The organism is Paracoccus aminophilus JCM 7686, assembly GCF_000444995.1.
In the GTDB taxonomy this organism is placed as follows: Bacteria; Pseudomonadota; Alphaproteobacteria; order Rhodobacterales; family Rhodobacteraceae; genus Paracoccus; species Paracoccus aminophilus.
Window position 1 is genome coordinate 3,331,880 of sequence record NC_022041.1, and the last position, 25,474, is coordinate 3,357,353.

Below are 25,474 nucleotides of genomic sequence, written 5' to 3' on the forward strand. Positions count from 1 at the left end.
CACCATTGCCGCCCGATTATTCCTCTTCCTCCGCATCCAGGAGTTCCATGTTGAGGCCCAGACCCCGGACCTCTTTCACCAGCACGTTGAACGATTCCGGCACGCCGGCCTCGAAGTTGTCGTCGCCTTTGACGATCGATTCGTAGACCTTGGTCCGGCCGGCCACGTCATCCGACTTCACCGTCAGCATCTCTTGCAGGGTATAGGCGGCGCCGTAGGCTTCCAGAGCCCAGACCTCCATCTCCCCAAGACGCTGACCACCGAACTGCGCCTTACCACCCAGCGGCTGCTGCGTGACGAGCGAATACGGACCGGTCGAACGGGCGTGCATCTTGTCGTCGACAAGGTGATGCAGCTTCAGCACGTATTTCATGCCCACGGTGACCGAGCGCGCGAATTGCTCGCCGGTGCGGCCGTCGAAGACCACCGACTGACCCGACGTGTCGAAACCGGCACGCTTGAGCGCGTCGTTGATATCGGCCTCTTTGGCGCCGTCGAAGACCGGCGTCGAGATCGGCACGCCACCGCGAACGGCATCGGCGTGTTCGAGCAGCTGCCCGTCCTCCATATCCGCGAAGGTTTCGGCATACATATCGTCGCCATAGCCGTTCTTCATCGCGTCACGAACCGGGGTCATATCGCCGTTGCGGCGGTAATCCTGCAGCGCCTCGTCGATCTTGATGCCAAGACCGCGCGATGCCCAACCCATATGGGTTTCAAGGATCTGACCGATGTTCATCCGCGACGGCACGCCGAGCGGGTTCAGCACGAGGTCAACCGCAGTGCCGTCTGCCAGGAAGGGCATGTCTTCGATCGGAACGACCTTCGACACCACACCTTTGTTGCCGTGACGACCGGCCATCTTGTCGCCAGCCTGAAGCTTGCGCTTCACTGCGACGAAAACCTTGACCAGTTTCATCACGCCCGGAGGCAGATCGTCGCCCTGACGGACTTTCTCGACCTTGTCTTCGAAGCGGGCCTCGAGCGCCTTGCGCAGCGTGTCATATTGCTGGTTGAGCGCTTCGACTTCCTTGGCGGTCTCTTCTTCATTGACCGCAAGCAGCCACCACTGACCACGCGAGAACATGCCGAGCAGGTCCTCGTTGATCTCGGCGCCGGCCTTGATGCCTTTCGGGCCCTTGGCGACGGTCTTGCCGATGATCAGCGACTTCAGACGGGCGTAGATGTTGCGATCGAGGATCGCCATCTCATCGTCACGGTCGCGGGCCAGACGTTCGACTTCTTCACGCTCGATCTGCAGCGCACGCTCGTCTTTGTCGACGCCATGACGGTTGAAGACGCGCACTTCGACGATCGTGCCATAAGCACCCGGCGGCAGACGCAGTGAGGTGTCGCGCACGTCAGAGGCTTTCTCACCGAAGATGGCGCGCAGAAGCTTTTCTTCCGGCGTCATCGGGCTTTCGCCCTTCGGAGTGATCTTGCCCACCAGAATGTCGCCCGGGCCAACTTCGGCACCGATGTAGACAATACCGGCTTCGTCGAGGTTGCGCAGAGCTTCCTCGCCGACGTTCGGGATGTCGCGGGTGATCTCTTCCGGCCCCAGCTTGGTGTCGCGCGCCGCCACTTCGTATTCGTCGATATGGATCGAGGTGAACACGTCGTCGCGGTGGATGCGCTCCGAGATCAGGATCGAGTCTTCGTAGTTGTAGCCGTTCCAGGGCATGAAGGCGACGACCACGTTGCGGCCGATTGCCAGTTCACCCTGATCGGTCGAGGGACCGTCAGCAACAACCTGATTCTTGACGACCTTCTCGCCGACTTTCACCAGCGGACGCTGGTTGATGGTCGAGGATTGGTTCGAGCGTTTGAACTTGCGCAGACGGTAGATGTCCACGCCCGCGTCACCCGCTTCGAGATCTTCGGTCGCCCGGATAACGATACGCTGCGCATCGACCTGGTCGATGATGCCGCCACGACGCGCCATGATCGCCGCGCCCGAATCGCGCGCCACGATCGCTTCCATGCCGGTGCCCACGAAAGGAGCCTCGGCGCGCAGAAGCGGCACGGCCTGACGTTGCATGTTCGAGCCCATCAGAGCGCGGTTGGCGTCGTCGTTTTCAAGGAAGGGGATCAGCGCCGCCGCGATCGACACCAGCTGTTTGGGCGAAACGTCGATCAGGTCGATCGCTTCCACCGGGTTCAGCGTGAAGTCGCCCGCCTGACGGGTCGAGATCAGCTCATCCACGAACTTGCCGTCAGCATCCAGCACCGCGTTGGCCTGAGCCACGGTGTGACGCATCTCTTCGGTTGCGGACATATAGACCACATCATCGGTCACCTGACCGTCGATCACGCGACGATAGGGGGTCTCGATGAAGCCATATTTGTTCACGCGCGCGAAAGTGGCGAGCGAGTTGATCAGACCGATGTTCTGACCTTCCGGCGTTTCAATCGGGCACATCCGGCCGTAGTGGGTCGGGTGAACGTCGCGCACCTCGAAGCCCGCGCGTTCACGCGTCAGACCGCCCGGCCCGAGAGCCGAGAGACGACGCTTGTGCGTGACCTCCGAAAGCGGGTTGGTTTGGTCCATGAACTGCGACAGCTGCGAGCTGCCGAAGAACTCACGAACGGCCGCCGCCGCCGGTTTGGCGTTGATCAGATCTTGCGGCATGACCGTGTCGATCTCGACCGAGGACATGCGCTCGCGAATGGCGCGCTCCATGCGCAGCAAGCCGACGCGATACTGGTTTTCCATCAGCTCGCCGACCGAACGGACACGGCGGTTGCCGAGGTGGTCGATGTCGTCGATCTCGCCTTTGCCGTCGCGCAGTTCCACGAGGCCGCGGATACAGGCGATGATATCGGCGCGACGCAGCGTGCGCTGGGTGTCCGGCGCATCGAGGTCGAGACGCATGTTCATCTTCACGCGGCCCACGGCCGACAGGTCGTAGCGCTCGCCGTCGAAGAACAGGTTGTCGAACATGGTCGAGGCAGCCTCGACGGTCGGCGGCTCACCCGGGCGCATGACGCGGTAGATGTCCATGAGCGCGCTGTCGCGGTTCATGTTCTTGTCCGCCGCCATCGTGTTACGGATATAGGGGCCGACGTTGACATGGTCGATGTCGAGAACCGGGATCTCGGTCACGCCATTGTCGAGCAGGACCTTGAGCAGACCGCCCGAGACTTCACCATCTTTGCTGTGCTCGAGGGTGATCTCATCGCCGGCTTCGGCATAGATGAAACCGGTGTCCTCGTTGATGATGTCTTTCGCGACGAAGCGGCCGACGATCTTTTCAAACGGCACGAGCAGGTTGACGTCGCCCTTCTCGATCAATTGCTTGACCAGACGCGGGGTGACCTTTTCACCGGCTTTGGTGATGACTTCGCCGGTTTCGGCATTGACCAGATCGAAAGCCGGACGGGTGCCGCGCACGCGATCGGGGAAGAAGCGCGTGACCCAGCCGCCCTCTTGACCCTTGCCTGCCTTCTGCAGCTTGTAGTTCACGGTATCGTAGAAGGCATCCATGATGCCCTCTTGATCCATGCCAAGCGCATAGAGAAGCGTCGTCACCGGCAGTTTGCGGCGGCGGTCGATGCGCGCGAACACGAGATCTTTGGCGTCGAATTCGAAATCGAGCCACGAGCCGCGATAGGGAATGATCCGGCACGCGAACAAGAGCTTGCCCGAGGAATGGGTCTTGCCGCGGTCGTGGTCGAAGAACACGCCCGGGCTGCGGTGCATCTGCGACACGACGACGCGCTCGGTGCCGTTCACAATGAACGTCCCGTTCTGGGTCATCAAAGGCATGTCGCCCATGTAGACGTCTTGTTCTTTGATGTCCTTGACCGATTTCGCGCCGGTGTTCTCATCGACATCGAACACGATCAGACGCAGCGTCACTTTGAGCGGCGCGGCATAGGTCATGTCGCGGGCCTGGCACTCGTCGACATCATATTTCGGGCGTTCGAGCTCGTATTTCACGAATTCGAGCGTCGCCGTCTCGTTGAAGTCCTTGATCGGGAAAACCGACTGGAAAACGCCCTGGATACCCTCGCCGTCCTGGTGTCCGCTCGCCTCACCCGACCGCAGGAAGAGGTCGTAGGAAGACTTCTGAACCTCGATCAGGTTCGGCATCTCCAGAACTTCGCGGATATTGCCATAGTAACGCCGGATGCGTTTCTGGCCGACATAAGCTTGCGCCATAGGGGGTCATACCTTTCGTCTTTCGCTTACACCGACCGTCGGGGCCCGACCGGCGCAAGAGGCGAATGAGGGGCGAGGTCCCATTCGTGCCCCGCGTCCCACCGCGAAGCTCCCGAACCTCGAACATGCCCTGAAGGAAGGTTTGTTAACGAAACCGCCCTTCAAGACAGGTTCGGCAGGGACCGGGGAAGCCCGGACCCTGCCATTGTGACATACGACCAGAAGGTCGAATTACTTGAGCTCGACTTTAGCGCCAGCTTCTTCAAGTTTTTTCTTGATCTCTTCAGCTTCTGCTTTCGCAGCGCCTTCTTTGACCTTGCCGCCAGCTTCGACGAGGTCTTTGGCTTCTTTCAGGCCAAGACCGGTGATGGCGCGAACTTCTTTGATCACGTTGATCTTGTTCGCACCAGCGTCGGTCAGAACGACGTCGAATTCGGTTTTTCTTCAGCGGCTTCGGCTGCAGCAGCCGGGCCAGCAACCATGACGGCGCCACCGGCGGCCGGCTCGATGCCATACTCATCCTTCAGGATGTTTTTCAGTTCCTGGGCTTCCAGCAGGGTCAGGCCCACGATTTCTTCGGCGAGTTTCTTAAGATCAGCCATTTTTCCGTTCTCTTAACTAAGTGTTCCAGCATCGGGGTTTCAAGCCCACGACGGAATCGGGTTTGCCTCAGGCAGCCTCGCGCTCTTCGAGCGTTTTGAGGATGCCCGCGATGTTCGAAGCAGGTGCGCCAATCGCGCCCGCGATGTTCGAAGCAGGTGCGCCAATGCTCGACACGATCTGAGCGATAAGCTCTTCGCGCGACGGCAGTTGTGCAACAGCTTTGACACCGGCCGGGTCAAGCGCCGTGCCGCCCATAGAACCACCAAGGACAACAAGCTTGTCGTTGCCTTTGGCGTACTTATCCACAACCTTGGCCGCAGCCACCGGGTCTTCGGAATAAGCGAGCACGGTCATGCCCGTAAGATAGTCGGCGATGCTTGCGCAGGGCTTCCCATCCAGGGCGATCTTGGCGAGCCTGTTCTTGGCAACGCGGACGGACCCACCAGCTTCGCGCATCTGCGCGCGCAGGTCCTGCATTTCGGCAACCGTCATGCCTTCGTAGCGTGCAACCACCACGACGCCAGAGGCATCAAAGATCTGGCCGAGTTCGTCGACCACTTGCTCTTTTTGCGCTCTATCCACGGTTTCACTCCAAGTAGGGGGGTTTCCCCCCGGCTCTCACAATCCTGACACCCCGAAGGGCGGCAGGGCGGGTCCGTGACGGTCCCAAGATCCCCCCGAACGTAGGTTCGGAAAATGGTCTTGATCCCATCTCAGGAAGGACATTAAGCGGGGAAACCCCACACCCTCCGTCTCGGACAGGACGGGGCGAAAGAGCGCCCCGCCATTCGCCGGATCTCTCCGGCGAAATTCTTTCCGCGTTCTTACGCGGTTGCCGACGCCAGGTCCAGCGAAACGCCCGGGCCCATGGTCGAGCTGATCGAGACCTTCTGAAGGTAGGTCCCTTTCGCGCCCGAGGGCTTCGCGCGGTTCACGGCATCCACGAAAGCGCGGATGTTTTCGGCCAGCTTGGCTTCGTCGAAGCTGACTTTGCCAACGCCCGCATGGACGACACCGGCTTTTTCAGCTTTGAACTGCACTTCGCCGCCTTTGGCTGCTTCGACGGCCGCTTTCACGTCCATCGTCACCGTGCCGACCTTCGGGTTCGGCATCAGGTTGCGCGGGCCAAGGATTTTGCCCAGACGGCCGACCAGCGGCATCATGTCCGGGGTGGCAATGCAGCGATCGAATTCGATCTTGCCCGACTGGATGGTCTCCAGCAGGTCTTCTGCACCGACGATTTCCGCACCGGCTGCTTTGGCTTCATCGGCTTTCGGGCCGCGAGCGAAAACCGCAACGCGCACGAATTTACCGGTGCCGTTCGGCAGGGTGACAACGCCGCGGACCATTTGGTCTGCGTGACGCGGGTCAACGCCGAGGTTCAGCGCGATTTCAACGGTTTCGTCGAATTTCGCGGTGGCATTGCCTTTGACCAGCTTGACAGCGTCTTCGACGGTCAGAGCCGATTTGCCTTCGAAGGCGGCACGGGCAACGGCTTGTTTTTTCGAAATTTTAGCCATGACTTACCCTTTCACCTCGATGCCGATCGACCGGGCAGAGCCCAGAATGATCTGCATTGCGGCTTCGACGTCATTCGCCGAGAGATCTTTCATCTTGGCTTCGGCGATCTCGCGAACCTGCTTGACGGTCACGGTGCCAGCGGTCAGACGACCGGGCTTTTCCGAGCCGCGTGCGCGGTTACGCTTGCCAACGGGCTTCAGACCAGCGGCTTTCTTCAGCAGGAAGGAAGCGGGCGAGGTCTTGGTCTCGAAGGTGAACGACTTGTCGGCGTAGTAAGTGATCACGACCGGAACGGGCGAACCCTGTTCCATTTCCTGCGTGCGGGCGTTGAACGCCTTGCAGAATTCCATGATGTTGATGCCGCGCTGACCCAGTGCAGGGCCGACCGGCGGGGACGGGTTGGCTTGACCCGCCTTGATTTGCAGCTTGAGGCTGCCGACGACTTTCTTGGCCATCTGGCCTTCTCCTTATCATCATGCCTTGCCGCAATGGCGAAGGCCCGACTTAGCGGTGCGGCTCACGCCTCCCGCACGACAATCACGCGGCCTTGGTGACCTGCGTGAATTCCAGCTCGACCGGCGTGGGCCGGCCAAAAATCGAGACCGTGACCTTGATCCGGCCAGCGGCATCGTCGACTTCCTCGACCATGCCCGAGAACCCTTCGAACGGCCCGTCGGTCACATTGACCTTCTCGCCCACCTCGAAACGGATCAGGTTGCGCGGCGCAACCTCGACCCCGCCCTCACCCGAGCGGTTCAGAATCGTATTCACCTCTTCATCCCGCATCGGCATCGGCTTGCCCTGGGCACCCAGGAAACCGGTGACGCGGTTGATCGAGTTGACCAGATGGTAGGTCCGGTCAGAGAGTTCCATGTGAACCAGAACATAGCCCGGCATGAAGCGACGCTCAGAGGTCACCTTCTTGCCACGACGGATCTCGATCACTTCTTCGGTCGGGACGAGCACCTCGTCGATCTGCTCCTCCAGCCCCTTCTCGGCAGCGGCCAGACGAATCGCCTCGGCAACCTTCTTCTCGAAGTTGGACAGAACACTGACCGAATACCAACGCTTTGCCATGCTTCGATCAACCCCTGCTTCCTGAAGGAACTGGCGCGCCAATCCCTGAAATTCCATTCACCCGTGGTCGTGAGACCAAATTGAAATCGGCGCGCACGAGCGAATCGTTGCACGCCGCTTGCCGGGCTAGTTGGCCGGACATAACGTCCAACCCCTCCCTTGGCAAGCCCTTAGCTGCTGGTCGCGCCCAGAAGAGCGTGCAGTCCGGTGCGCAGACCCAAATCCACCAGCGAGAAGAAAAGCGCACAAAGCGCGGCCATGATCAGGACCATGATCGTGGTCGTGATGACCTCGCGGCGCGTCGGCCATGCGATCTTGCTGATTTCGGCGCGGACCTGGCCGATGAACTGAACGGGATTCGTCATGGGGTTCCCCTTGGCGTTGCAGCGGCTGAGATAACGTGACCGCCGAAGGTTTTCAACCCGCCTGTTGCCAAAGCCGCCCTGCCCTGCTGGGTCCGGACGGCTTTGGGGTCACGGCGTCAGAAACGAGACCCGCTCAAAGCCGCGCAATTGCGCGATCTCGCGGGCGTAAAGATCGGCCGAACGCGCATAGACCGCATCCTCGAAAAGCCGCAAGGACGAGTGGCCCGCCGATTTCGGAAAGCGCTTCCAGGCATCATGGGCGAGTTGACGCAGGTCGCTGTCGCTGTCCTCCATCGCGCGCGCCATCAGCCAGTCATAGCCCGCTTGGGTCACGGTGACATTGGCCGGGGGCGGATCGGTGATCGTGCCCGCAAAGCCCTCGGGCAGCAGCGCCTGCAAAATCCGGGGGCGCAGCGGCCGATAATCCTCATAGCGCCACAAAATAAGCTCCGAGACGCCCTCGACCGACAAAAGCCGCTCGACCAGCGCGCTCCACCCGATCACCGCCGGATCGCGGCCCCGCATGTAATCCTGAAGATCAAGCTCTTTGCCCCGCGCGAGCTGAAGCGCGAAAGCCGAGACATGATAGCTGGCCGGATCGCGGATCGACAAAGCCAGCCGTACCGGCCCGCCGCCGAGAAGGTCGATCACCTTGCGCAACCGCGCCGCCGCATCGGGATAGATCTGGCCGCCGCGAAACAGACCGCCGCGATTCGTGCCGCCGATCATATTCTCGTCAGAAAGCAAAAGCTGGGGAAACCTTGCGCGGATCTCGGCAAGCCTGTCCCGCGCGCGCTGCTTGAGGCTGAGATCGCGGTGACCGGCCTGATTGATTGCGTCGATGACCGGCAGCTCGGTCCCGCGCAGATCATCGGGTCCGGCGAAAAAGACGCCGGCATCCTGCAAAGCGGGTTGACTGAGTTTCAGCGATTTCTGGAGATGCGTGGTTGCCGTCTTGTGCACGCCCAGATGAAGCGTCACCGCCATAGCCTTGGAACCTGACTGTGGAAATTCTTCATCCGGACGACTGGCAGGGGCAGGGGGACTCGAACCCACGACCCTCGGTTTTGGAGACCGATGCTCTACCAACTGAGCTATACCCCTAAGTCGTGCGCCTGCTTACGGCAGGACGCGGGAGGGATCAAGGGGGGAAGTGCGCGCTTTTGCAGATCACGCCTCCGCCCGCTCGCGCGCCTCTGGCTCAGGGCCAGCCCCCTCGCCCGCACCTGCAGGTTCGGCCAAAGCGTCGAACGCGTCCGCCGCCAGAAAGCCGCCCGACTGCCGCGACCACAGCCGCGCATAGATGCCGCCCTGCGCCAGCAAGGCCTCATGCGAGCCCTCTTCGACGATCCGGCCGCCGTCCATGACGATCAGCCGATCCATCTGCGCAATCGTCGACAGCCGGTGGGCGATGGCGATGACGGTCTTGCCCTCCATCAGCCGCACGAGCTGCTGCTGGATCGCCGCCTCGACCTCGCTGTCAAGCGCCGAGGTCGCCTCATCGAGCACGAGGATCGGCGCATCCTTCAAGAGCACCCGCGCAATGGCGATTCGCTGGCGCTGGCCGCCCGAAAGCTTCACCCCACGCTCGCCGACATGGGCGTCGAGCCCACGCCGACCGCGGCTATCAACCAGCGTCTGGATGAACTCCCACGCCTCGGCGGAACGCGCGGCCTCGACAATCTCTGCCTCGCTCGCATCAGGACGGCCATAGGCAATATTGTCGCGCACCGAGCGATGCAGCAGCGAATTGTCCTGCGTCACCACACCAATCGCGGCACGCAGGGATTCTTGTGTCACCCGCGAAATATCCTGCCCGTCGATGGTGATCTTGCCCTGATCAATGTCATGGAAACGCAAAAGCAGGTTGATCAGCGTCGATTTCCCCGCGCCCGAGCGGCCGACCAGACCGATCCGCTCCCCCGCGCGCAGGGTCAGATCGAGATCGTTCAGCACCACTTTCGGCGCGTCTTCGACATCCGAGCGATAGCGGAAGGTCACATGATCGAAACGCACCTCGCCGGGGCCGCGTTGCAAAGGCTTCGCGTCCGGCGCATCGGTGACCATGCGCGGCAGAGCAAGGCTGCCGATGCCGTCGCGGACCGTGCCGATATTCTCAAAGAGCCCGGCGAATTCCCACATGATCCAATGCGACATGTTCCCGAGCCGCAAGGCCAGCGGAATGGCCACGGCAACCGCGCCAACCTCGACCTTTCCGATCAGCCAGAGATAAAGCCCAAGCGCCGTCACCACCCCGGTCAGCAGCGAGTTCAGCGTCGACAGCGAGACGTTCTGGATCGAGGCAAGCCGCATCTGGGCATGAACCGAACCAAGAAATTCGTCCATGCTTTCACGCACATAAGCCTCTTCCCGCGCGGAATGCGAGAAAAGCTTGACCGTGGTGATATTGGTATAGCTGTCGACCACGCGCCCGGTCATCACCGCGCGCGCATTGGCCTGGGTCTCGGACACATGCGCGATCCGTGGGATGATCCACCACAGAAGCAGGCCATAAAGCACGCCCCAGCCCGCGAAGGGCACGGCAAGCCAAGGATCTGTCGTCGCGGCCAGAATCAGCGCGCCGATAAAATAGACGCCGACATAGACCATCACATCCATGAACTTCATCGCAACCTCGCGCACGGCAAGCGAGGTCTGCATCAGCTTGGTGGCGATGCGGCCGGCGAATTCATCCTGGAAATAGCTCATCGACTGGCGCAGCAGATAGCGATGCGCCTGCCAGCGGATGCGCTGGGGGAAGTTGCCCATGAGCGTCTGATGCATGACCAGCGAGAACAGGATCTGCAAAAGCGGCAGGCCGATCAGCAAGATCGCGGCCATCAGCATCAGCCGACTGCCCTCCTCCTGCCAAAATCCGGTGCGATCGGCGTTTGAAAGCCGGTTCACCAGATCGCCGAGATAGCCAAACAGCACGACCTCGGCGACGGCAATCAGCGCCGAGCAGGTCGACATCACCGCCATCCACGGCAGCGCGCCTTTGGCATAATGCAGGATGAATCGCCACATGCCCCGCGGGGCCATTTGCGGGGCTTCGTTGGGATAGGGATTAAGCCGGCTTTCGAACCAGCTGAACATGGGAGGAAACCTTCAAATCAGACGTTTTATGGGCCGGAGGACGTCGATGCCATGCCCCGGCCCACAGGTCAACCTCTAGTCCCTTTCGATTACGAAAGCATGAAGAGATCAGAGATGCGCCGTGTCAGCCGGCGCATGCCACCAATCATTCTCGGCACCATTGGCATAATGGACGGGCGCGGCCAGCAACTCGTCGATCGCGACATCCTCGAGCGCGGGAACAAAGACCAAGGTCACGCGCCCACCCATCTCGGCAATATTGCCCTTGGTCCAAAGCCGCGTGCCGCAGCTCTGACAAAAGGCATGCTGCATCGCCTCACCCTCACCCAACGGGTGCTGGCTCGGCGTGATTGCGATCGCCTGCGCCCCGCTCAGGATGCGCAGCCCGTCGGGATCGGGCAGGCGCATCTCCCAATAGCGCATCTTGCGGCAAAAGCGGCAGTTGCAGCGCATCGTCCCATGCGAGAGATCGCCATCCACTTCAAACCGCACCGCGCCGCAAAAGCACGCGCCGGGATAGGTCCGCAGCGTGGTCATGCCGCAGCGCCGTGGTTCACCGCCTCGATATTATTGCCATCGGGGTCGATGACGAAGGCGGCGTAATAGCTCGCGTGGTAATGCGGGCGCAGCCCCGGCGCGCCATTGTCACGCCCGCCCGCAGCCAGCGCCGCGCGGTAAAACGCATCGACCGCCGCCTGATCGGGCGCGACGAAAGCGACATGCGCCGCGCCTCCGGTCGGACCGCTGTTGCCGAGCCAGAAGAAGGGCTTGCCTTCAGTGCCATAGCCCAGATGCGCGCCATGGCCGCCGGTCATCTCTTCGGTGACCTCCATCTGCAGGGTGATCCCCAAAGCGGCTAGCGTGGCGTCGTAAAAAGCGCGCGCGCGGGTGAGGTCGGCGGTGTTGAGACCAATGTGATCAATCATGATTCTGCTCCGTTTGAGAGGCACAGAATGATGCAACCCTACTGACAGATCACGTCAGGAGCCGCGCAGGCCCCAACAGGTTTCCCGCATAAAAGCCCCTGCCCCTCCCCCCTGCCCTTTCTTTCATGTCCAAATATCCCGGGGTCCGGGGCAGCGCCCCGGCTTGGCCCCTCACCGATCCCTCGCATGCAAAAGGCCGCCCTTTTGGGGCGGCCTTTCTCATCGCGATATCCGGTTGCCCGGATCATCCGATGTAAGCGGCGGTCGGATGCGCAAAAGCGCATCCGGAACCAATCACTTCAGGATCTTCGAGACGACGCCTGCACCAACGGTGCGGCCACCTTCGCGGATCGCGAAGCGCAGTTTCTCTTCCATCGCGATCGGAGCGATCAGCTCGACCGTGAACTTCAGGTTGTCGCCCGGCATCACCATCTCGGTGCCTTCCGGCAGCTTCACGGTGCCGGTGACGTCGGTGGTGCGGAAGTAGAACTGCGGACGGTAGTTCGCGAAGAACGGCGTGTGACGGCCACCTTCCTCTTTGGTGAGGATATAGGCTTCGGCTTCGAACTCGGTGTGCGGGTTAACCGATTTCGGTTTGCACAGAACCTGACCACGCTCGACGCCGTCACGGTCAACACCGCGCAGCAGAACGCCGACGTTGTCGCCAGCTTCCCCACGGTCCAGCAGTTTGCGGAACATTTCCACGCCCGTGCAGGTCGTTTTCTTGGTGTCGCGGATGCCGACGATTTCGAGTTCGTCGCCAACGTTCACAGCGCCACGCTCGATACGACCGGTCACAACCGTACCACGGCCCGAGATCGAGAACACGTCTTCGATCGGCATCAGGAACGGCAGATCGATCGCGCGCTCCGGGGTCGGGATATAGGCGTCAACGGCGTCGAGCAGCGCGCGGATCGAGTTCTCACCGATCTCGGCATCGCGACCTTCCAGAGCGGCCAGAGCCGAACCCTTGATGATCGGGATATCGTCGCCGGGGTAGTCGTAGGACGACAGAAGCTCACGAACTTCCATCTCGACCAGCTCGAGCAGTTCCTCGTCATCAACCTGGTCAACCTTGTTCAGGTAGACGACCATGTACGGAATGCCGACCTGACGGCCGAGCAGGATGTGCTCGCGCGTCTGCGGCATCGGGCCGTCAGCTGCGTTCACAACCAGGATCGCGCCGTCCATCTGTGCCGCGCCCGTGATCATGTTCTTCACATAGTCAGCGTGGCCGGGGCAGTCGACGTGGGCGTAGTGACGGTTCGGGGTCTCGTATTCGACGTGCGCCGTCGAAATCGTGATCCCGCGCGCACGCTCTTCCGGAGCGCCATCGATCTGGTCGTAGGCTTTGAATTCACCGAAATACTTCGTGATCGCAGCGGTCAGCGTGGTTTTGCCGTGGTCAACGTGGCCGATCGTGCCGATGTTGACGTGCGGTTTCGTACGTTCAAACTTTGCCTTTGCCATCATGGCCTCCTGTCGAGGGGGAGACACATAAGCCGGCCCCCATGAATCATCCGCCGCGATCTATAAGCGCCACAGGGAAAAATCAAGGGTCGGCAAGACATCGCCGGGCCTTCGGATGAAAGCGGAACCTGAAAGTCGCAACGGCGTTTCCCCCTGCGGCTGCAAGGCGGCGTTTTGCGCGCCTGCGGAGCCGCAAAACAGGGAGAGCCTGAGATGAGTCTTGTCAAGACACTCGCACGCGTCGCCGCTGGCGTGATCCTTGCCAAAGGGATCGGAACAATCATGCGAAATGCCCAGAATGGCACGGCCGAGGCCGCGCCCTCTGGCCCGTCCACGGGTCCGTCCTCTGGCGCATCGCGCCGCTCGACCGGCGGCGGCATTCTCGGAGATCTGCTCAATCGTGGCACCGGCGCCCGCAGCGGCGGAGGCGGCGGGCTCGGCGATATTCTGGGGCAGGTTCTCGGCGGCACAGCGAGCCCTGATCCGACCTCGGGAGGCGCGGGCACAGGTCGGCGCTATGGCGGGCCACAATCGGGCGGCGCGCAGGGCGGGCTCGGCGGGCTTTTCGACAAGATCACCTCGGGACGCGGCCAGCCCTATGGCGACACATTCGGCCGCAATCCTCCCCCGTCGCCCGCGCAAGACAGCGCCGCGCCGCAACCGACCGGTCCCACCGCAAGCGGTTCCGCTGGCGGCGGGCTTGGCGGCATTTTGGCGGGCGCGGTCTCGGGCGGTTTGGGCGGTCTGCTTGGCGGACTTCTGAGCGGACGCGGCCCGACCGCTTCGCCGATGGACGGGCTCGCCCATAAGGATTCCCAGCCCCACAATGAGGCCTCTTTCGGCGAAGTGCTGAATGATGCCATCGCCACGGGCAACGAGCCGCAGATCCCGCCCACCCCGGAGCAAAATGCGGTTGCCGGGCTTTTGCTGCGCGCCATGATTCAGGCGGCCAAATCCGACGGCCAGATCGACGACCGCGAAATGCAGCGCCTCGTGGCCGAAACCGGCGAGCAGGACGGACCCGAGCGTGATTTCATCCGCGAGCAGATGGCCGCGCCGGTCGATCCGATCGCCTTGGCGCGCGAGACGCCGCAAGGGCTTGGCCCGCAGGTCTATCTGGTCTCGCTGATGGCGATCGATTTCGACAATGAAGCCGAGGCCCGCTACCTTCACGCATTGGCCGAAGCGCTTGGTCTCGCTCAGGAACAGGTCAATGCCATCCACCAGCAGGTCGGGGTCCAGAACCTCTACTCCTGACGAGAGAGCCTTTTCGGTCCGTCCAGATCCTGGCCTGGTCTTGGCCCAGTCTTGGCCCAAATCTTGGCCTAGTCCCGATCGAAAAGGCCCAGTTGGCGCGGCCCTTCCTCCTCCCTGAGGGCCGCGCCTTCCAACCCCGAAAGCGTTACCCCCAACAGCCGCACGCCATGCGGATCGGCAAAGACCGGCGCCAGAAGCTCCTGCGCGATCTCCAGCATTTCCGCCGCGTCGTGAACCGGGCGCGGCAGAGAGCGCGCCCGCGTGATCTGGCGGAAATCGCCGTATTTCACCTTCAGCGTCACCGTCCGACCGCGATCCTCGGCCTTCTGCGCATGGCGCCAGACCTTCTCGGCAAGGGGCTGCAACTCGGCGCTGGCTTGCGCCAAATCGCGCAGATCGCTGAAGAAGGTGGTCTCGGCGCCAATGGATTTGCGGATGCGGTCGGGCTTGACCTCGCGGTGGTCGATGCCACGTGAAACATTCCAGTAATAACAACCCGATTTGCCGAAGCGTGCGGTCAAAAACTCCAGCGATTGGCGACGCAGATCGGCGCCGGTGCGGATGCCGTGTTCCTCCATCCGCGCGGCGGTCGCGGGGCCGATTCCGTGAAACTTGCCGATCGGCAGGCCCGCGACGAAATCGCGCCCGGCTTCGGGCGGGATCACGAACAACCCGTTCGGCTTGCGCTGATCCGAGGCCATTTTCGCGAGAAACTTGTTGTAGCTCACCCCGGCCGAGGCGGTCAGCCCGGTCGTCTCGAAGATGCGGCGGCGGATCTCTTGGGCGATGCGCGTAGCGGTGCGCCCCTCAAGGTGATCGGTCAGATCGAGATAGGCCTCGTCGAGCGACAAGGGCTCGATCAGCGGCGTATAAAGCGCAAAGATCTCGCGGATCTGCTGGCTGATGGCGCGGTAGACGTCAAAGCGCGGCGGGACGAAAATCAGCTCGGGGCAGAGCCTCAGCGCGCGGCTCGACGGGATCGCCGAGCGCACGCCAAAGCGGCGCGCCTCGTAGCTCGCCGCCGCAACGACGCCGCGCTTGATGCCGCCGACCGCGACGGGTTTGCCGCGAAAGGACGGATTATCACGCTGCTCGACCGAGGCATAAAAGGCATCCATATCGACATGGACGATGCGGCGAACCCGTTCGCCCGCCTCGCCTTCCGCCGCCTCCGACGCGCTCACGGCAAGATTTTGGCCCCGGCGGCGGTCAGCCCCTCCTTCATGCGGTCAAAGCGCAGATGCGCGAGGGCGCGGTTGCCCGATTGGGTGAAAAGCGTGCCCGCTTCGCGCCCGTCGGCCATGAGGATCGGCGTGCCCGGCGGGGCTTCGCCCTCGATCCCGACGCTCACCAGCCCCTTCTTCAGCTCGGTCTTGTGCTTCATCCGCGCGGTGACCTCTTGGCCGACATAGCAGCCCTTGCGGAAATCCACGCCATGCAGCCGGTCGAAGCCCGCTTCCAGAATGAAGGTCTCGTTCGGGATCAGCTCGATCAGGCTTTCGGGGATGACATGGGCCACCCGGATCGCGTCGAAATCGCTGTCTGTCTCTGCGGCGACCTCGTCCGAGCCGCCATAAAGCCGCCAGCCAAGCGCCGGATCGCGCGGATCGGCAATCGCGCCCGCAGGCGTGGGGCCGGTGCCGCGCGTGACCGTGATCTCGGTCGGCGCCAGCTCGACCTTCGAGCGCAGCTTATACATCGACAGGCGGCGGATCAGGTCATCGGCGAGCCTTGCGTCGACATCGATCAACAAAGCCTCGCCCTGCGGCACGATCAGGAAATCCGCCAGATATTTGCCCTGCGGCGTCAGCAGCGCCGCCCAGACCGGAGCCTGCGTCACGTCATTGGTGACCAGCCCCTGCAAGAACTCGACCCGGTCCTCCCCGGTGACCGCGATGATCCGTCTCATATCCGCCTCACTTCCCGAATTGCAGCCGGACAAGCGCCGCATAGGCGCCGCCCTTTTCCATCAACTGGTCATGAGTGCCCTCTTCGACAACCCTGCCCGCCTCGATCACCACGATCTTGTCGGCTTGGCGGATGGTCGAGAGGCGGTGCGCGATGACCAAAGTGGTGCGCCCGACCGAGAGCGTATCGAGTGCCTCCTGCACCAACCGCTCCGAGGCCGCATCCAGCGCCGAGGTCGCCTCGTCGAGCAAAAGGATCGGCGCATCGCGCAGGATCGCGCGGGCAATCGCCACGCGCTGACGCTGGCCGCCCGACAGGGCCGAGCCGCGCGGACCGGCCGGCGTATCCAGCCGCATCGGCAGATGATCGGCGAAATCGGCGACATGGGCGGCGGTGACGGCGCGGCTCAGCGCGGCCTCTTCAGCGATCTGACCGAGCAGGATATTCTCGCGCAGGGTCTCGTCAAAAAGCGCGGCATCCTGGCTGACAGTGGAAAACTGGTCGCGCAGCACCGCCAGATCGTAATCCTGAACCGGCACCCCATCGAGCAGCACCTGCCCTGAGCTTGGGTCAACCATGCGCGTCAGCAGGTTGAAGACCGTCGATTTCCCCGCCCCCGAAGGCCCGACCAGCGCGGTGGTCTGACCGGCCTCGGCGGTGAAGCTCAGGCCCTTGAGCACCGGATGCAGGTCATAATCGAGCGTCACGTCGCGCAGCTCGATCCGGGTCGATGCGGGCGCGATCTTGCGGGGCCCCGAGACGATTTTCGGGCGCATGTCGAGCACCGCATAGATCCGCTCCAGCGAGGCCGCGGCGGTCTGCCAGGTCCCCGCAAGGCTGCCCAGACGCCGCAGCGGCTGGAAGGCCAAGGCGAGCGCGGTGAAGAAGGACATGAAATCGCCGACGGTGCGCGTGCCCTCGGTGACCTCGCGTCCGCCGAGCGCCAGAACGCCGATAAAGCCGATGCCGGTCACGACATCGACCAGCGCCGGGATCAGCGCACCAATCGCCGACATCTTGATCTGGCCCTGCCGGATCGAATCGACGATTTCGCCGAAGCGCGAGGATTGATAGGCCTCCATCCGGTTCAGCTTGACCGCATTGATCCCGTGCAGGACCTCGTCGATGCGCGTGGCGCGCTGGCTCGAGATCTCGCGGTTCTGGCGCATCTTGCGGCGGATGTAGCGCTGGACCAGCACCATCGGCAGCACGAGGATCGGCGCGCCGATCAGCGCGGTCAGCGTCCAGATCGGATCAATCGCGATCGCCACCGCAAAGAGCGAGGCCAGCGAGACAATGTCACGCCCCATCCCCGAGATGAAGGTGGACCAGACGCCCTGTACGGCTTGGCTGTCGCCCTGCACCCGCTCGATCAGCGCACCGGGCGGGTTTTGCTGAAAGAAGCTCCCGTCCAGCGTCATGATGTGATCCATCATGTCTTTCTGCATCTGGGTCGAGACCGAGAGCGAGACCGAGGTCATCAGGCTGCGGTTGATGACATAAGTCACGGCGCGGATCAGGAAGAGCGAGAAGATCGCGCCGCCGACCCACCAGATCGTGCCGCTTTGACCGCCGACGAAGACCTTGTCGAACAAAGGCTTGAGCAACCAGCTCAGCGCGCCAAGGGTCGAGCCTTCAAGGATCAGGAAGAACAGCGCCAGCCCGATCCGGAACCAGTAGGGCTGCAAATAGTCCCGCCACATTCGTCCAAACAGGCCGAATCTGCGCTGTGCCGTGCCTTGCATCCGTGTTCCTTGCGGGTGATTGAACTGGGCACAGGGATACTTGCCACAGCCGCGCGGGGCAAGCAGGCCCTGCGCGGCGAGGTTTCCGGGTTCAGGCGGCGGCGTGGGGCAGGATCCAGATCCCGCTTTGCGGCACCGCATTGACCCGCAGATGACAACCATAGGCATCCGACAGGGTCTGATCGGCCAGCACCTCGTCGGGGCGACCCTGCGCAAGCATCTGCCCCGCTTTCAGCAAGGCGACGCGGTCGGCAAACATCGCGGTCAGGTTCAGGTCATGCATGACCGCGATCACCCCGCCGCCCCCGCTTGCATAATCGGCGGCCAGCCGCATCACCGTCAGCTGATGGGCAATGTCGAGACTGCTCACCGGCTCGTCGAGGAAAAGCCAGCGCGGCCCGTCCTCGGCCAAGGGCTGCCAGACCTGCACCAGCACGCGCGCGAGCTGGACGCGCTGCTGCTCGCCCCCCGAAAGCTGCTGATAGAAGCGCCCGGCAAAACCGCCGAGATCGACCCGCTCGAGCGCGGCAAGGATCAGCGCATCACCGCGCTCGCCCGAGGCTTGCAGGCCCAACCGCACCACCTCCGAGACGGTGAAGGGGAAGGACAAAGCCGTCGCTTGCGGCAGCACGCCCCGCATCCGCGCAAGCCGCTCTGGCCCCGCCGCGCGGATGTCCTGCCCGTTGAGCGTGATCCGCCCGGTCGCGGCCAACTCTCCGGTCAAGGCGCGCAGAAGCGTGGTCTTGCCCGAGCCATTCGGCCCGACGATCGCGGTGAACTGGCCCGGCGCGGCGGTGAAATCGATGCCGCGCAGGATCTCCTTGCGGCCAAGCGAGAGGCGGATGTTTTCGGCAATCAGGCTCATAGGTCGATCACTCCGCGGTTGCGCAGCAAGATCCACAGGAAGACCGGCCCGCCGAGGATCGCGGTGATGATCCCGATCGGCAGCTCGGCCGGTGCGATGATGGTGCGGCTGATGACATCGGCGAGGATCAGCATGGTCGCGCCCAAAAGCCCGGCGTTGATCAAAAGCCAGCGGTGATCCGGCCCGGTCGCGAGCCGCAAGAGATGCGGCACGACAATGCCGACAAAGCCGATGCCGCCCGAGGCCGCAACCGCCGCCCCGGTCGCCGCCGAGACGGTGATGATGGCAAGGTTCTTGACGCGCTGGACGCGGATGCCGGTATGGCCCGCAGCCGCCTCGCCAAGCGCCAGCCCGTTCAGCCCGCGCGCCAGCATCGGTGCAAAAGCCAAAGCGGCGCAGATGACCGGCGCGGCGGCCATGACCTTGACCCAGTTCGACCCGGCCAGCGAGCCCAAGCCCCAGAAGGTCAAGTCGCGCAATTGCCGGTCATCGGCGATATAGACGAGCACGCCCGAAATCGCGCCGGTCAGCGCGCCCAGCACGATTCCTGCGAGCAGCATGGTCGCAATCGAGGTCCGCCCCGACCGCGTCGCGATGCGGTAGAGCACCATCATGCTGACCCAGCCGCCGGTGAAGGCCGCGACCGGGACCAGATACCAGCCGAAAAACGCCGCGACCGAGACCGGCAAGGCGCTCGCCAGAACAATCGCCGAGATCGCGCCAAGCGAGGCCCCGGCGCTCACGCCCACCAGCCCCGGATCGGCCAGCGGGTTGCGAAACAGCCCCTGCATGACCGCGCCCGAAACCGCGAGCGAGGCGCCGACCAGCACCCCCATGATCAGCCGCGGCAGGCGGATGTCGAGAATGATGATGCGGTCCTGCGCCGCGATCTCGCGACCGGCGATCAGATCGGCCAGCACGCGGGCAAGCGAGGTGCCCGAGGCGCCCCATCCAAGTGAAAAGACCCCGGCAGAGATCAGGACCAGCACGAGCAGCAGACACAACCACCGCGCCCGGTGGCTGCGATCGCCCTCGAGCCGGGTCATGTCAGAGGTGATCGCAACCATCACGGGGCCTTGTAGAGCGCGTCGTGAAGTTCGCGCGCAGCCCCTGCCGTGCGCGGGCCAAAGCCCAGAAGCTTGAGCCCGTCCATATAGATCACCGCATTGTTCTTGCCTGCGGGCGTGGTCTGGATCGCGGGCAGGTCAAGCGTGGCCGCCTTGGCAATCTCATGATCGGCGCTGCCATTGGCGGCGGCATCGGCCTTCGGCTCGCCCCGGTTCATCATCAAGACGACATCGGGCTGGGCCTGAGTGATCGCCTCATCGGTGATCGGCTTATAGCCCGAGATCCCGGTCAGCGCATTTTCCCCGCCTGCAAGCCGGATGATCGCATCGGCTGACGAACCTTCGCCCCCCGCCATGATCCGACCGCCCTGCAGGGAGAGGATGAAAAGCACCTTTTTCGGTTTCTCGATCTTGCTGAAATCGGCGGCGACTGCCGCCAGATCCTCGGTGATCTTGCCCGACAGCGCCGCGCCTTTCTCTGGCACGCCAAGCGCATCGGCGACCGTGGTGACCTTCAGCGCAATGCCCTCGGCCGTCAGCGTATCGGGCACCTCGACATAAGGGATGCCCGCGCCTTTGATGACCGAAACCGCCTCGGGCGGGCCTGCGCCCTGATCGGCGATGATCAGATCCGGCCCGACCGAGAGCACGCCCTCGGGCGAAAGCGCCCGGACATAGCCGACATCGGGCAGTTTCTCGGCCTCGGGCGGGAAGCTTGAGGTGGTGTCGCGCGCGACCAACCGCCCCTCTTCGCCCAGAGCATAGATGATTTCCGTGATCGAACCGCCGATCGACAGCACCTTCTTCGCCTCGGGATGGCCCTCGGCGAAAGCGGGTGCGACCGGCGCTGCGATCAGAAAGGCCGCAAGCGCCGCGCGGATCATTCCGCAGCCTCGGCGAGACGCGGCAGGTCATTGACCAGCGCCGCCCAGGCCTCGGGATCGCCGCCTTTTTCCTCACGCATGCCGAAGCATTGGAAGATCAGCCCGCCCTCGGCGTCAAAGGCCTCGACCGAGATCGCCGGACCGCGCTTGGTCGGCTTTTCGATATGCCAGACCTCGGCGATATGATCGCCGCGCAGATGCAGGTTGAAGCGTGGATCCATGACGTTGATCCAGGGGCCCATCGGCCGCAACGTTTCGAATTTGCCCGAATGGATCTCGATACAGCCGGTGCTGCCGACAAAGAGCATGACCTGCGCGCCGCTTTCCTGAACCCGGTCGAACAGCTGCTTGCCCGCCTCGACGGTCAGCGGCTGCGCGAAGGGCGCGCCCGCGATGCGGTAAGAGCCCAGACGATTCATCTTCAGCCGCCGGATCACGGTGTTGAACTGATGCGTGTCGGTCATCGCGCGCCATTCCTCGCGCAAAGCATCGGCGCGATCGAGCGAGGCTTTCGCGCCCTCGACCGGCGCACGCGGCTCGAAGGTGATCTCGTCGGACTGATCAGCCAGCGCGAGATCTTGCTTCAATGCTTCCCAAGCCGCCAGATCTGAAGTCTCGCGCAGATGGATCTTATGAACCGCGTCACCAGCGGCGTTGAACACCTGCACCGAGCGGCGGGTGCCCTTTTCGCTCGGGGTTTCGACGGCAAAGGCGTGGACAAACTGGCCCGGAAAAAAGCGCAGGTCGATCTCCGGGTCGAGCGTCATCGCGGCATGGTCGCCATCGTGGAAGTTGTTGTAGACGCCAACCTTTTCGATGACGCAGGATTTGTTGCGCGTCAGGGCCATGACTTCGCCCAAAGCCTGAACGGCGGGGATCAGGCGGCCCGGATGGGCTTCGACGCGAATCGTCCCGTGACCCGTTTCCGCCGCAACCAGCGCCGCCTCGGGCACGCCGAGCTTGTCGGCCAGATCGAACGGACGGCCGGTGTCCTCTGCCTTGATGTTGCGCAGCTCGGCCGCAGTATATCGCGTCATGGTATTCCCTCGTTGGCGTGAAGTTGGCACTGGCGGGATCTTGATCTTGGCTGGGTGCTTGACAGTTTTACTAAGGATTCGTTAACCCCGCAAGAGCGCCAGCACATCCCGCCAGCCGAAACCAAAAAATCCAGCCAACCCGCACCTTTCTGCTGAGTAGGGACCATGAATCACACGACGCTTCGCGCGGCCCTTTTGGCCAGCGCCGCCGCGCTGGCGTTTGCGCCAGCCCATGCACAAGATCTGACCGCCCAAACCGTGACCGCCCAAGAGAGCGAGAAGACGCGCACCTCCTATACGCTCGACCCGGTCGTCATCCGGGCGGGCACGCCGAAAGTCGCCTCGGAGGTGCCGCAATCGGTCTCTGTCGTCGGGCTGGAGCAGATGGATGAGATCGCCCCGGTCCATATCGGCGAGGTGCTTGCGCAGGTGCCGGGCGTCGCGGGCGTCGGCTCGGGCAGCTTCTTCGGTCAGGGCTTCAACATCCGCGGCTTTGGCTCTAGCTCGATGGCGGCCTCCGAGGCCGGGATCGTTCAACTGATTGACGGCGAAAAGAAATATTACGAATCCTACCGTCAGGGCTCGCTCTTCGTCGAGCCGGATTTCCTGCGGCAGGTCACCGTCCTGCGCGGTCCGGGCTCGTCCACGCTCTACGGTTCGGGCGCGGTCGGCGGCATTATCGCCATGGAAACCATCGAGGCCGGGGACCTGATCCCCGAGGGCGCGACCTCGGGCGGCAAGGCCAAGCTTGGCTATGCCTCGAACCCGCGCTCCTATCTCGGCTCGGTGGCCTATGGCTGGCGCCCGACCGAGGATTTCGAAGCCGTCGCGGCCTTCGCCTATCGCAAACTGGGCGACACCAAGGACGCCGATGGCAATGTCACGGTGCGCTCGAATTCCAAGGCGCCGAACCTCTTGCTGAAGGCCAAGAAAACCTTTGGCGATCATTATGTTGCCCTGTCCTATCAGCATCTTGAGGCCAAGGGCCGCAATCAGGACTTCAACCAGCTCGAAGGCGCGCAGGTTGGCGTGTTCTACCCGGGCTTTCCGGGCTGGGGCGTCGGCGACATCACCACACGCGACCAGACCGCGAAACTGGTCTGGGGCTGGAATCCGGCCGACAACCGCTACATCGACCTGACCGCGACGCTGTCTTATACCAATACGATCAAGAACATCGAGCAGGGCACCAACCCGCGCGAGCCGATCATGCGCAGCCTGCTCGGCAAGCGCGATTATGCTTTGGTCAAGCTGCGGGTAAACAACACCGCCGATCTCTCGGGCGACAGCTACGAGCATATTCTCAGCGCCGGGGTCGAGGCCTGGAAACAGGACCGCAGCTCGAGCACGGTTTCGGCCTCCCATCCCGAGGCCTGGACCCGCGCTTGGGCGGCCTATGCTCTGTCGCAGGTCACCTGGGGCGATCTCAGCGTGAACACCGGCCTGCGCTACGAGGTCCAGCGCACCGAGCCGAAAAGCACCGTCACCTTCACCTCGGACAAGCACCGTTTCGAGGCGATCGAGCCGCAGATCGCCGCGCTTTATCGCCTGAACGATCAATGGTCGGCCTTCGGCTCGGTCTCCTATGTCGGGCGCATCCCGAATGTGGACGAGCTTTACGACGGCTCGATGGTGACGGCGCCGAATCCCAATCTCAAGGATGAGAAGGGCAAGAACGTCGAATTCGGCCTGTCTTATCGTGCGAATTCCCTTCTGGCCGAGGGCGATGAGATCGTGGCCAAGGTCACTTATTTCCGCAACCACATCACCAACATGATCGCGCGCTCTGGCGATGGGCCGAATGCCTATTTCACCAATATCGACCGCGCCTATCTGCGCGGCGGCGAGCTCGAGGCCAATTACCTGCAAAACCAGTGGGAATTCGGCGCGGCGGTTTCCATCGTCGATGGCGAGAATCAGGACGGCAAGATCCTGAACACGCTGCCGAACGACCGCGTAACGCTGTCGGCCAATTGGCGCGCCAGCGACAGCTGGAAGATCGGGCTGCGCTCGACCTTGGCTGCGGGCCGCGACAAGCCCAATGGCACCCATCGTCCGGGCTATGGCGTCCATGACATCTATGCCACCTGGACCCCGCAATCGGGCGCGGCCAAGGGCGTCGAGGTCCATATGGGCATCGATAACTTCGCCAACCGCGACTACACCCCGGCGACTTGGGTGACCGGCCCCGCGCCGGGCCGCAACTTCAAGCTTTCTGTTTCGCGCGCCTTCTGACGAAGACCTGCGAGACCGGGCCGCCCCCCTTCCCTCGGGCGGCCCGGGTTTTCTGCGCTTCCCGCTTTCTGTGATCCCGCGACCACTCTATTGTCAGGCAAGGAGAGCGCTCTGATGCGAACGACACCCCTTCCCGAATTCCAATCCGAAACCGAGGCCCGCGACCGGCCCTTCGGCCCCATCGAGACCGCCTTGCGCGCCGAGGCCGCCGCCCATGCGCTCGATCTGCACGAGGGACATGGCCGCTCGATCTGGTGCGAATTGCCCGAGGGCGAATTCGGCGCGAAAAAGCGCGGCGAGGGCACGCTCTTCTTTGCTCGCGCCCATCAGCCCGGCGATCTGCCCGCGCTTCAGGCCCGCCTCGCGGCGCTGACCGATGCGCCCTTGCGCTGGATCTCCCCCGATGATGCCGGGGCGCTGCCGCCCAATGTTTCGCTCGCGACCGTCGAAAGCCTGCGCCCGATTGGTGCGCATTTCTGGCGCCTGCGCCTGCGCAGCACCGGGCTCGACCGGCTGGCGCAAAGCGATTCGCTGCATTTCCGCCTGCTTTTGCCGCCCAAAGGCGAGGCCGCGCCGGACTGGCCCCGGATCGGCGCGAATGGCCAGACCGTCTGGCCAAGCGGCGCGAAGGCGCTGCACCGCCCGCCCTATACCACCCGCGCGATTGACCCGGCCGAGGGCTGGATCGAGACTGATATCTTCCGCCATGACGGCGGCCGGATCAGCGATTGGGCCGCTCAGGCGCGTCCCGGCGAGACGGTTGGCCTCGCAGGGCCTGCCGGGGGCGGCGTGCCGGACGCGCCCGAACTGGTCCTCGCCGGGGATGAAACCGCCTATCCGGCGATTGCCCGCATTCTCGAGGCCCGCGCGGGGCAGGCGACCGGCCATGTCTGGTTGATCGGCGCAAGCCACGACTATCCCCTGCCCCGGCCCGAGGGATTCGAGATCACCCATCTGCCCGGCGACCCCGCCGCTTTGGCCGAGGCACTGCGCAGGCTTACCCCCGCGCCCGACCGCTTCTTCTGGATGGCGGCAGAGCGCGCCGTGATCTCTGCCTTGCGCACGGTCGTGCTGGACGAGCTGGGAGTCGATGCGAAGCGCACCCATCTTTCCGCCTATTGGAGCGCGCCCGCCATGGCCGCCGCCTCCCGGACCAGCGCCGCGCTTGAGGCCTGAAATCAGAGCCGGATTCGGCGCTGGGTTTCGGGTCTCAGAATAGTTGACAATTTTACATTGCTAGCAGATAGAGAGCC

At 63.3% G+C, this 25,474-nt stretch carries 21 protein-coding genes, 1 tRNA gene and 1 pseudogene; 3 read left to right on the plus strand and 20 right to left on the minus strand.

Annotated features, from left to right (window positions below; translation table 11 throughout):
* Positions 1-16 precede the first annotated feature (16 nt).
* The 13 genes and pseudogenes from rpoB to tuf form a co-directional block, all read right to left on the minus strand.
* Positions 17-4,165, minus strand: a complete 4,149-nt coding sequence (rpoB, locus tag JCM7686_RS16290) for a DNA-directed RNA polymerase subunit beta (RefSeq protein ID WP_020951892.1) — start codon at positions 4,163-4,165, stop codon at positions 17-19.
* 231 nt (positions 4,166-4,396) lie between these two features.
* Positions 4,397-4,767, minus strand: a pseudogene (gene rplL / locus JCM7686_RS16295) (50S ribosomal protein L7/L12).
* A 67-nt stretch (positions 4,768-4,834) separates the two neighbouring features.
* Complete coding sequence (rplJ, locus tag JCM7686_RS16300) at positions 4,835-5,350, minus strand: 50S ribosomal protein L10 (RefSeq protein WP_020951895.1); 516 nt, start codon at positions 5,348-5,350, stop codon at positions 4,835-4,837.
* Positions 5,351-5,592: 242 nt separating this feature from the next.
* A complete protein-coding gene (gene rplA, locus JCM7686_RS16305) occupies positions 5,593-6,288 on the minus strand; it encodes a 50S ribosomal protein L1 (protein WP_020951896.1) in 696 nt (231 codons plus the stop codon).
* Between the two features lie 3 nt (positions 6,289-6,291).
* On the minus strand, positions 6,292-6,744 hold the full coding sequence (gene rplK / locus JCM7686_RS16310; protein ID WP_020951897.1) for a 50S ribosomal protein L11: 453 nt from the start codon (positions 6,742-6,744) through the stop codon (positions 6,292-6,294).
* Between the two features lie 82 nt (positions 6,745-6,826).
* Positions 6,827-7,366 (minus strand): transcription termination/antitermination protein NusG, encoded by a 540-nt coding sequence (nusG, locus tag JCM7686_RS16315; RefSeq protein ID WP_020951898.1) that lies wholly within the window; start codon positions 7,364-7,366, stop codon positions 6,827-6,829.
* A gap of 170 nt (positions 7,367-7,536) precedes the next feature.
* Positions 7,537-7,731 (minus strand): preprotein translocase subunit SecE, encoded by a 195-nt coding sequence (gene secE / locus JCM7686_RS16320; protein ID WP_020951899.1) that lies wholly within the window; start codon positions 7,729-7,731, stop codon positions 7,537-7,539.
* Between the two features lie 108 nt (positions 7,732-7,839).
* Positions 7,840-8,718: a hypothetical protein gene (locus JCM7686_RS16325; protein ID WP_020951900.1), complete on the minus strand. Its 879-nt coding sequence runs from the start codon at positions 8,716-8,718 to the stop codon at positions 7,840-7,842.
* Positions 8,719-8,759: 41 nt separating this feature from the next.
* Positions 8,760-8,835: transfer RNA gene (locus JCM7686_RS16330), tRNA-Trp, on the minus strand.
* A 66-nt stretch (positions 8,836-8,901) separates the two neighbouring features.
* On the minus strand, positions 8,902-10,827 hold the full coding sequence (locus JCM7686_RS16335) for an ABC transporter ATP-binding protein (RefSeq protein ID WP_020951901.1): 1,926 nt from the start codon (positions 10,825-10,827) through the stop codon (positions 8,902-8,904).
* Between the two features lie 108 nt (positions 10,828-10,935).
* The gene (locus JCM7686_RS16340) at positions 10,936-11,364 is read right to left on the minus strand and encodes a GFA family protein (RefSeq protein ID WP_020951902.1); all 429 of its coding nucleotides are present in this window, start codon (positions 11,362-11,364) and stop codon (positions 10,936-10,938) included.
* On the minus strand, positions 11,361-11,753 hold the full coding sequence (locus JCM7686_RS16345; RefSeq protein WP_020951903.1) for a VOC family protein: 393 nt from the start codon (positions 11,751-11,753) through the stop codon (positions 11,361-11,363). The genes JCM7686_RS16340 and JCM7686_RS16345 overlap by 4 nt, the downstream gene beginning before the upstream one ends.
* A gap of 294 nt (positions 11,754-12,047) precedes the next feature.
* Complete coding sequence (gene tuf / locus JCM7686_RS16350; protein ID WP_020951885.1) at positions 12,048-13,223, minus strand: elongation factor Tu; 1,176 nt, start codon at positions 13,221-13,223, stop codon at positions 12,048-12,050.
* A 213-nt stretch (positions 13,224-13,436) separates the two neighbouring features.
* Between tuf and JCM7686_RS16355 the strand changes: the two genes are divergently transcribed.
* Entirely contained in the window at positions 13,437-14,480 is a 1,044-nt protein-coding gene (locus tag JCM7686_RS16355) for a tellurite resistance TerB family protein (protein ID WP_020951904.1), read from the plus strand.
* A 68-nt stretch (positions 14,481-14,548) separates the two neighbouring features.
* Here the strand turns inward: JCM7686_RS16355 and dinB are convergent, their stop codons facing one another.
* From dinB to JCM7686_RS16390, 7 genes are all read right to left on the minus strand, one after another.
* A complete protein-coding gene (gene dinB, locus JCM7686_RS16360; protein WP_020951905.1) occupies positions 14,549-15,664 on the minus strand; it encodes a DNA polymerase IV in 1,116 nt (371 codons plus the stop codon).
* Entirely contained in the window at positions 15,661-16,389 is a 729-nt protein-coding gene (ygfZ, locus tag JCM7686_RS16365) for a CAF17-like 4Fe-4S cluster assembly/insertion protein YgfZ (protein ID WP_041528033.1), read from the minus strand. The genes dinB and ygfZ overlap by 4 nt, the downstream gene beginning before the upstream one ends.
* Positions 16,390-16,396: 7 nt before the next feature.
* Positions 16,397-18,091, minus strand: a complete 1,695-nt coding sequence (locus JCM7686_RS16370; RefSeq protein WP_148292638.1) for an ABC transporter ATP-binding protein — start codon at positions 18,089-18,091, stop codon at positions 16,397-16,399.
* A 133-nt stretch (positions 18,092-18,224) separates the two neighbouring features.
* Positions 18,225-18,998 (minus strand): heme ABC transporter ATP-binding protein, encoded by a 774-nt coding sequence (locus tag JCM7686_RS16375; RefSeq protein ID WP_020951908.1) that lies wholly within the window; start codon positions 18,996-18,998, stop codon positions 18,225-18,227.
* A complete protein-coding gene (locus JCM7686_RS16380; RefSeq protein WP_020951909.1) occupies positions 18,995-20,065 on the minus strand; it encodes a FecCD family ABC transporter permease in 1,071 nt (356 codons plus the stop codon). The genes JCM7686_RS16375 and JCM7686_RS16380 overlap by 4 nt, the downstream gene beginning before the upstream one ends.
* Positions 20,065-20,949: a heme/hemin ABC transporter substrate-binding protein gene (locus JCM7686_RS16385; RefSeq protein ID WP_020951910.1), complete on the minus strand. Its 885-nt coding sequence runs from the start codon at positions 20,947-20,949 to the stop codon at positions 20,065-20,067. The genes JCM7686_RS16380 and JCM7686_RS16385 overlap by 1 nt, the downstream gene beginning before the upstream one ends.
* Entirely contained in the window at positions 20,946-21,986 is a 1,041-nt protein-coding gene (locus tag JCM7686_RS16390) for a hemin-degrading factor (RefSeq protein ID WP_020951911.1), read from the minus strand. The genes JCM7686_RS16385 and JCM7686_RS16390 overlap by 4 nt, the downstream gene beginning before the upstream one ends.
* Positions 21,987-22,151: 165 nt before the next feature.
* On the opposite strand from JCM7686_RS16390, the gene JCM7686_RS16395 reads away from it, so the two are divergent.
* Together JCM7686_RS16395 and JCM7686_RS16400 are read left to right on the plus strand one after the other, a co-directional pair.
* A complete protein-coding gene (locus JCM7686_RS16395) occupies positions 22,152-24,221 on the plus strand; it encodes a TonB-dependent receptor domain-containing protein (RefSeq protein WP_020951912.1) in 2,070 nt (689 codons plus the stop codon).
* Between the two features lie 114 nt (positions 24,222-24,335).
* A complete protein-coding gene (locus JCM7686_RS16400) occupies positions 24,336-25,397 on the plus strand; it encodes a siderophore-interacting protein (protein ID WP_020951913.1) in 1,062 nt (353 codons plus the stop codon).
* The last annotated feature ends 77 nt before the right edge of the window (positions 25,398-25,474 follow it).